We start from the raw sequence: 353 nt of genomic DNA on the forward strand, positions 1-353 counted from the left end.
GGGTCGTGAGGGGGGCGCCGAGCCTTTTTTTTCGCGGGGTCATGCGAAAATTAGGCTCGCCGCCCGCCTCACCCCGCTTTCGCGGACCGAAGTCAGCGGCGTTTTCCGCACCTAAAACTAGCCACGGCATGAGAAAGTATCGTCTCCCCAAGCACGCATTTTCATCATGTCCGGATTCATCCTCGTCGACCGCGAGACCGCCTATCTCATGCCTCCGTCGCTGGAGGACTGGCTCAATGAAGATCACCTGGCGCGCTTCATCGTCGAGGTAATCGACCAATTGGATTTGTCGAATTTGACGCGGCAATATTCCGGACGCGGATCGAAGGCCTACCACCCGGCCATGCTCCTGG

At 58.6% G+C, this 353-nt stretch carries 1 protein-coding gene; it reads left to right on the forward strand.

Annotated elements, in window-relative coordinates:
* Positions 1–166: 166 nt before the first annotated feature.
* The coding region (locus D0817_RS26915; protein ID WP_497756102.1) for a transposase at positions 167–353 on the forward strand (187 nt) is incomplete at its 3' end.

The sequence above is a fragment of the Flavobacterium cupreum genome (assembly GCF_003996965.1).
GTDB lineage: Bacteria > Bacteroidota > Bacteroidia > Flavobacteriales > Flavobacteriaceae > Flavobacterium > Flavobacterium cupreum.